This is a genomic window from Streptomyces sp. NPDC001549 (assembly GCF_042894025.1).
GTDB classification, from domain to species: Bacteria; Actinomycetota; Actinomycetes; order Streptomycetales; family Streptomycetaceae; genus Streptomyces; species Streptomyces kutzneri.
Genome location: NZ_JBIAVJ010000069.1, coordinates 1 through 5,952 on the forward strand (window position 1 = coordinate 1; position 5,952 = coordinate 5,952).

A 5,952-nucleotide genomic window follows, 5' to 3' on the forward strand; every position below is an offset into this window, starting at 1 on the left:
CCACGGCCCTCGCCGCCCTTCAGGCCCGGGTCCAGGCACAGACCAGCGAGGACAACAAGATCAAGACGACGTGTTAATGATCTGCAAGCCCTTAGAGCAGCCACACCCGGCTGGGTGGCGACACGGGACGCGTTGGCGGCGAGCAGGCCGCTGGTGCCGACCAGGTGCGCGCCGATCGCCGCGGCGTTGACGGGGGTCAACTTCGCCCAGCCGTCGCTGGCGATCTGGGCGTTGTCGCGCCAACTGTCGCTGTGGCCTTTGGTCGCGTCGTTGAGGGGGATCGCGCCCATCAACGTTCCGCCGAACCATGCGGCCAGGCCGGCATCGACGGGCAGAGCCCGCTGAAGTTGGTGCCGGCCTGGCGGACGTCCGGCAGTGGATCACCCTCGCCGTGCACGTCGGGGGTCGACGCCTCGTCCTGGAGGTCGGATGCTGCCCGACCCGGGAATGCCAGCCCGGCCCGACCGAACGGTCGGGACATTGCTCGCATATGCGTCAGAGAATGCGCCAGGCGATGGCGTAAGGCTGAGCGAAACGGGTGATCCGGTGAGCGCTGACGGCGACCTCGGCCTCCCAGGCGGGGATGTCTCGCCAGTGGACCTGCTCGACGTTGTTGACCCGGTCGAAACCGAGACCCGTGCCGTGTTGCCGTGGCGTCCCTAACCGCCCACGCGGACGACCGGCTCGAGGGCGTCGTCGAGCGTGGCCGTCGCCCCGGTGGCGACCGAGGATCGCAACACGACCTCAGCGGAGCGGATCATGCGCAGGCTACGAAGTCCAGCAGGCCCGACTGCGCCGTCAGCGCGGGCATGCTCCCGGAGCGGCGATCCGATCGCGAGTGGGTGCTCTGGGCGGGGAATCCCTCGCCGTGCGGTGCCGGGCTGGCTTCCGTTCCTTGGCTTCTGACCCTGCCTGTCTCCATTTCCTACGGTTACCAGTAGTGCTTGCGTCCGCCGACGGAGTGTCCGAGGGCGCCGAGGATCCAGAGGATGACTCCGATGACGACGAGGATGGCGCCTATGGTCCACAGGATGCTGATTCCCGCGACGAAGCCGATGACCAGGAGAATGACGCCGAGGATGATCATGGTCACCTCCGATTTCGCTGTGACTCTCCTTTCAGCCTAGGCGCGTCCGGCGCTGTCGGCGTGCCATGCCTGGTAGGTGCCATGCCGAACCGGCGGAGTCGCCCGCGGGCGACCGGGTCGCGGCCCCGGCCTGCCCGTTCGGCACGCGGTGGGAACAGCGTGCGCAGGTACCGGCCGGCTCCGGGTTCGAGGCCTCCGACGGACTACAGGCGGCGGGGCGGGGTAGCCGCGGGGCATAGGCACCACCGAGGGAGGACACGGTGACGGACCACGAAGAGTCCAGACAGCACGCGCGGCGGACCACGCCGTCCGAGGCCGTGGGCGAGAGCGGTGACCGTGCTGCCCGGCAGCAGGCGGACGATGCCGTTGTCCCGCGCTCGGGCACGCTGTGACGACGGCCTCCTCCGTGAACGGGCCGGGTTCAGGCGAGAGCGCGGTTGCCGAGCCTTGCAGGAGGCGGACGTGAACCGCGCCGCGTTGTTCGATGTCGACGGCACCCTCGCCGATACCAATCACCTGCATGTGGTCTGCTGGTGGGAGGCCTTGCGGCAGGCGGGCCACGACGTGGCGATGCACGACATCCACCGCGCCATCGGACTGCCCGGTGAGGACCTCCTTGCCCATTTGCTGGGCGAGGACCGGGATACGAGCGAGGACGACGCGCTCAGCGCCGCGCACAGCGCCTTCTACGGCACGTACTTCGACCGGCTGCCCCCGTTGGACTCGGCAGCGGATCTGCTGCGCGAGCTGGACCGACGGGGCTGGCGGGTCGTGCTCGTCACCTCTGCGACGGACGCCGAGCTCGGCGCGCTCAGACGGGCAGTCGGCGCCGACGACGCCATCACCGCGACGGCGAGCTCCGAGGACGTGAGCGAGGGCAAGCCCGCGCCGGATCCGGTGCACCAGGCACTCGGCCTCGCCGACGCCGCTGCCCGTGACTCCGTGTTCGTCGGTGACACCGTGTGGGACATGGAAGCGGGCTCCCGGGCCCACGTCGCGTGCGTGGGGCTGCTCTGTGGCGGCATTCCGCGGCGTGACCTCGAAGAGGCCGGGGCGCGCGCCGTCTACCGGCACCCCGCCGATCTGCTCGCGCACATCGACAACAGTCCGTTCGCGGACAGGTGAAGACCGCCGGACCACACCGCTTGAGCGGTGACCCGCTGGGTAGGCGCAGCGTACGAGAATGAGCCGTCCCACGAGGTGAGCCACATGGAACGATCCACCGAGCCGGAACCCGAGGGCCCCGGGCCCACTCCGGAAGGCCCGGATCCGGTCCCCCGGGACCCGCACCCCGCCGGTCCCGAAGACAAGCAGCCCCCGGCCGAGCCGGCCCCGGAGCAGCCCTCCACCACCGAACGGCCGGCGGTGCCGGAACCTCCCGACTGAGCCCGTACGAGCTGACCGGGGAAAGGAAACCGGGCCCCGTCACCCTTCGTGGCGGCGCTCGAAGTCTTCGAGGGAGGCCCGGTAGGGATTGTCCCCAGGGGACCGGGGTAGCCGCGTGAGTGCCGCCCAGTTAGGGCTCCAAGTTGGAGGCCAACCATGTCAACCAGCACGCTCATAGCAATCGTCGCCATCGCCGCGGTCATCGTGATCGCGCTCGCGGTCGGCTTCTGGATGGCGGCCCGCCGACGTCGTCTCCAGAACAAGTTCGGCCCCGAGTACAACCGCACGGTCGAGGCGGAGGGCGGCCGCATGGCCGCCGAACGCGAGCTGCGAGCCCGCGAGGAACGCCACGACAAGCTCGAGATCAAGGAGCTCCCCGCCGAACGGCGCGACCAGTACGCCGTTGAATGGAGCAGCGTTCAGGAACACTTCGTGGACCGGCCGGAAGGCTCCGTGGAGGAGGCTGACGAACTGGTCTCGCGCCTGATGCGCGAGCGAGGCTACCCCACGGACGACTACCGCGGTCAGCTGCGTGACCTCTCGGTCGAACACGGCCGGACCCTGGAGCACTACCGGGCTGCCCACGACGTCAAGGTGCGCAGCACTGATCAGAAGACGACCACCGAGGAACTGCGAGGGGCGATGGTGCACTACCGCGCCCTGTTCGACGACCTGCTGAGCGACCAAAGGAGCCGGTGACATGCGGAACCACTCGAGCAGTGACGAGCGAGCCGGCGACGCCGGCATCACGACGGAGGACATAGCCCATCCCGTGCCGACTCCGGATCAGGGTACGGACACCGGCACGAACACCGAATCCGGCGAAGCGGCGGCCGACGGCCGGACGCCGCCCGTGTACCCGGGGGAGGCCACCATGGACGCGGCCGCCGATGAGGGCGGGACCCGCGAAGGCGGGGACGAACTCCCGGCGGATCGCGAAGCGGGGACCGGCCCGGCCCAGGCGGGCACCGACGAACCGCTGCTCGGCGCGGAGGACACCGCGGAATACCACAAGAGGTGGAGTGAGATACAGGGCCGGTTCGTCGACGACCCGCAGGACGCGGTCACGTCGGCGGACGCCCTCGTCGCGGAAGTGATGCAGAGCCTCGCCCGTACCTTCTCCGCCCACAAGCAGGGGCTGGAGGCACAGTGGGGCCAGGGTGAGCAGGTCGCAACGGAAGAGCTGCGGCTGGCACTGCAGCACTACCGGTCGTTCTTCAACCGCCTCCTGAACACCTGACCGACTCCGTAACGGAGCCGTTCGGAGCCGTTTCGGAGCGAGCTCGGCGGGACCCGCTAGAGGGCGGGCCGGGGTACGCCGTTCCCCGCTTTTATGCCCAGCCGCGCGCAGCAGGGGCTGCACGGGGCGATCTCAGGCTGACCGTGGACGGCCGTGCGGTGAGTAGAGGAGCAGAGTGGTGACTGAGCCGGGGCCGATCGTCGTCTTCGCGAACTTCCTCTCGGACTTGGCGGTGGACCTCAACGAGGGCCGGATCCTGACGCAGTGGGCCCAGCAGGCGCCGCGGAAGGCGCGGATGCTCCGGCCGGGGGACGTGCTGGTCACTCCCGTACCGCTGAGCAGGGAGTTTCTGCGGTACGTGTACGACTTGACAGGGGTGCCCCCGGAATCGGTGGCGGTCGTTGAGGTACCCCCCGCCGGAGCCGTCCCGCTGGCTCGCGCCGTGCGCGAGGCTGGCCTCGTCGAGCACATCCGGGTTCTCGCCGGGGACCGGGGTGCTGCGCTGCTGCCGACGGCGCTGGATGCTTCGGCGATCGCGTTCGCCCGGGACGTCGGCCTCGCGGTCCATCCGTATCCCACCGTTGAGGCTGCCGAAGCCGCGCTGAAGATGACCATGCTGCTGAACACGAAGACCGGGTTCCGCGAGACGGCCGATCAGCTGGGCATGCGGCTGCCGGCGGGACGGGTGTGCCCGCGCCCGGAGACCGAGGGCGTGGCCCGCGAACTCCTGCGGGAGTACGAGCGTGTCGTGGTGAAGCCCGATCGCTCGGCGGGAGGGCACGGGATGCGCTTCGTGTCCCGCGACGATCTGAGGGGCGGGGCGGTACTGCCGCTCGACACGGTCGGTGGGCCCGCGGGCATGTGGGTGGTGGAGGAGTGCCTGGACGTGGCCGAATCGGTGAGCATCCAACTGGAGGTCACCAACTCAGCGACGCACGCGCTGTTCAGTGGAGCGATGCGTACGGCTCACGGATCCTTCACGGGGTACGCCTCCCCGTTGCCGTCCTCCTGCGCGCACGTGACCGACGAGCTCGAGGAGTGGGGGACGGCCCTGGGCCGCCACCTGGCCGATCACGGCTACGCCGGCCCGTGCGGACTCGACGCGCTGGTGGACGTAGACGGCGTGGCCTACGCGAGCGAGAGCAATATCCGTCGTACGGCCACCACCACACCACACACCATGGTCACCCGGCTGACAGCGGGATCGGCCAACACGCACCCGGCATGGTCGGTGTCGAAGGGCGGGACACGCGGTCCCATGGACTTCGAAGGAGCCCTCGCCCGGCTGCGCGCTTCCCGCCTCGCGTTCGATCCGGAGCGCGGCGAGGGCGTGGTCCTCTACGCGGACGCGCCGCCCGACGGCCGTTCCTGGCGGTACGCGGTGATCGCCAGGAGTGCTGGAGATGTGGAGGAGCAGGAAGCCGCGTTGGCCGAGGTTCTCGAATTCGAGGGCGGCTGACCGACACGACGCCGGTCCCGGCACCCTCCTGGGTGCCGGGACCGGCGTCGTGGGGCGGGAACGCGATCAGGCGGGGCGACCGCCGAAGGGCGCGCCGGTGCCGTAGTACGTGCCCAGTTCATCCCGGTACCCGGCATCGCCGAGGTGCTTGTCCCGGTGGAACTCGGGGGCGTTCTTGATCTGTTCCTTGGTGCGGTCGACGAAGATCTTCCGCTCCTCCGGGTCGACCTTGACGACGGTGCTCGCCGGCAGCAGGACCTCCTTGCCAAAGATCCATACGCCGGTGTCGACCACCAGGTAGGCGTCACCGACCTCGTTGGAGTGCTTGTCGACCTTGCCGATGCTCCCGTCGGTCGCCTCGACCTTGTAGCCGGTCAGGTCCGTGCCGGCCAGGTGGCCCGCGGTCGGCTGGTAACTCCACACATGCTCAGTCACGCGAAAACAACTCCTCGGTCAATGGAGGACGGCGGGGAAATGCTTCTCCGCCGATCCTCCTTGTTCCGTACGTCGTGCTCGGCGGGTGTCCTGCGTTCCGCCTGAACTCCGTCTGCCCCGCCTTTCAGGCTTCACGCACCCGGATCGAATGCGGAACCGGGGCGGCCGTCGATCCTTGGAGGTGAGCAGGTCCCCTGCTGCGTCACGGCGACCGTCCCGGCTGCTCTCCGGATGCCCCCGATATCCGCCTTTAGAAGTCATCTCATTTGGCGATTCTGCGGTAGCAGATGAGGGTGCAGGCGATGCTGGTGAAGGCGAGGAAGTGGTCGGCTTTGCGTTCGTAGC

Annotated in this window: 8 protein-coding genes and 1 pseudogene; 6 read left to right on the plus strand and 3 right to left on the minus strand. The window is 69.3% G+C overall.

The genetic code is table 11. The features are described from left to right. Both ACFY04_RS43420 and ACFY04_RS43425 read right to left on the minus strand, forming a co-directional pair. Positions 1-290: pseudogene (locus tag ACFY04_RS43420) on the minus strand (hypothetical protein); the annotation flags it as partial. Between the two features lie 641 nt (positions 291-931). Further along, positions 932-1,087 (minus strand): DUF6131 family protein, encoded by a 156-nt coding sequence (locus ACFY04_RS43425; protein WP_314250780.1) that lies wholly within the window; start codon positions 1,085-1,087, stop codon positions 932-934. A 260-nt stretch (positions 1,088-1,347) separates the two neighbouring features. Here ACFY04_RS43425 and ACFY04_RS43430 point away from each other — a divergent pair, with 260 nt between their 5' ends. The 6 genes from ACFY04_RS43430 (at position 1,348) to ACFY04_RS43455 (ending at position 5,172) form a co-directional block, all read left to right on the plus strand. Further along, entirely contained in the window at positions 1,348-1,479 is a 132-nt protein-coding gene (locus tag ACFY04_RS43430; protein WP_389126569.1) for a hypothetical protein, read from the plus strand. 70 nt (positions 1,480-1,549) lie between these two features. Next, the gene (locus tag ACFY04_RS43435; RefSeq protein ID WP_389126571.1) at positions 1,550-2,212 is read left to right on the plus strand and encodes an HAD family hydrolase; all 663 of its coding nucleotides are present in this window, start codon (positions 1,550-1,552) and stop codon (positions 2,210-2,212) included. Between the two features lie 84 nt (positions 2,213-2,296). Then, entirely contained in the window at positions 2,297-2,473 is a 177-nt protein-coding gene (locus tag ACFY04_RS43440) for a hypothetical protein (protein ID WP_389126573.1), read from the plus strand. 156 nt (positions 2,474-2,629) lie between these two features. Continuing rightward, positions 2,630-3,172, plus strand: a complete 543-nt coding sequence (locus ACFY04_RS43445) for a hypothetical protein (RefSeq protein WP_389126574.1) — start codon at positions 2,630-2,632, stop codon at positions 3,170-3,172. A 1-nt stretch (position 3,173) separates the two neighbouring features. Continuing rightward, positions 3,174-3,713: a hypothetical protein gene (locus ACFY04_RS43450; protein ID WP_389126576.1), complete on the plus strand. Its 540-nt coding sequence runs from the start codon at positions 3,174-3,176 to the stop codon at positions 3,711-3,713. 178 nt (positions 3,714-3,891) lie between these two features. Next, positions 3,892-5,172 (plus strand): peptide ligase PGM1-related protein, encoded by a 1,281-nt coding sequence (locus ACFY04_RS43455; RefSeq protein ID WP_389126578.1) that lies wholly within the window; start codon positions 3,892-3,894, stop codon positions 5,170-5,172. Positions 5,173-5,238: 66 nt separating this feature from the next. Here ACFY04_RS43455 and ACFY04_RS43460 read toward each other — a convergent pair whose 3' ends face one another. After that, positions 5,239-5,607: a PRC-barrel domain-containing protein gene (locus ACFY04_RS43460; RefSeq protein ID WP_389126580.1), complete on the minus strand. Its 369-nt coding sequence runs from the start codon at positions 5,605-5,607 to the stop codon at positions 5,239-5,241. Positions 5,608-5,952 lie beyond the last annotated feature (345 nt).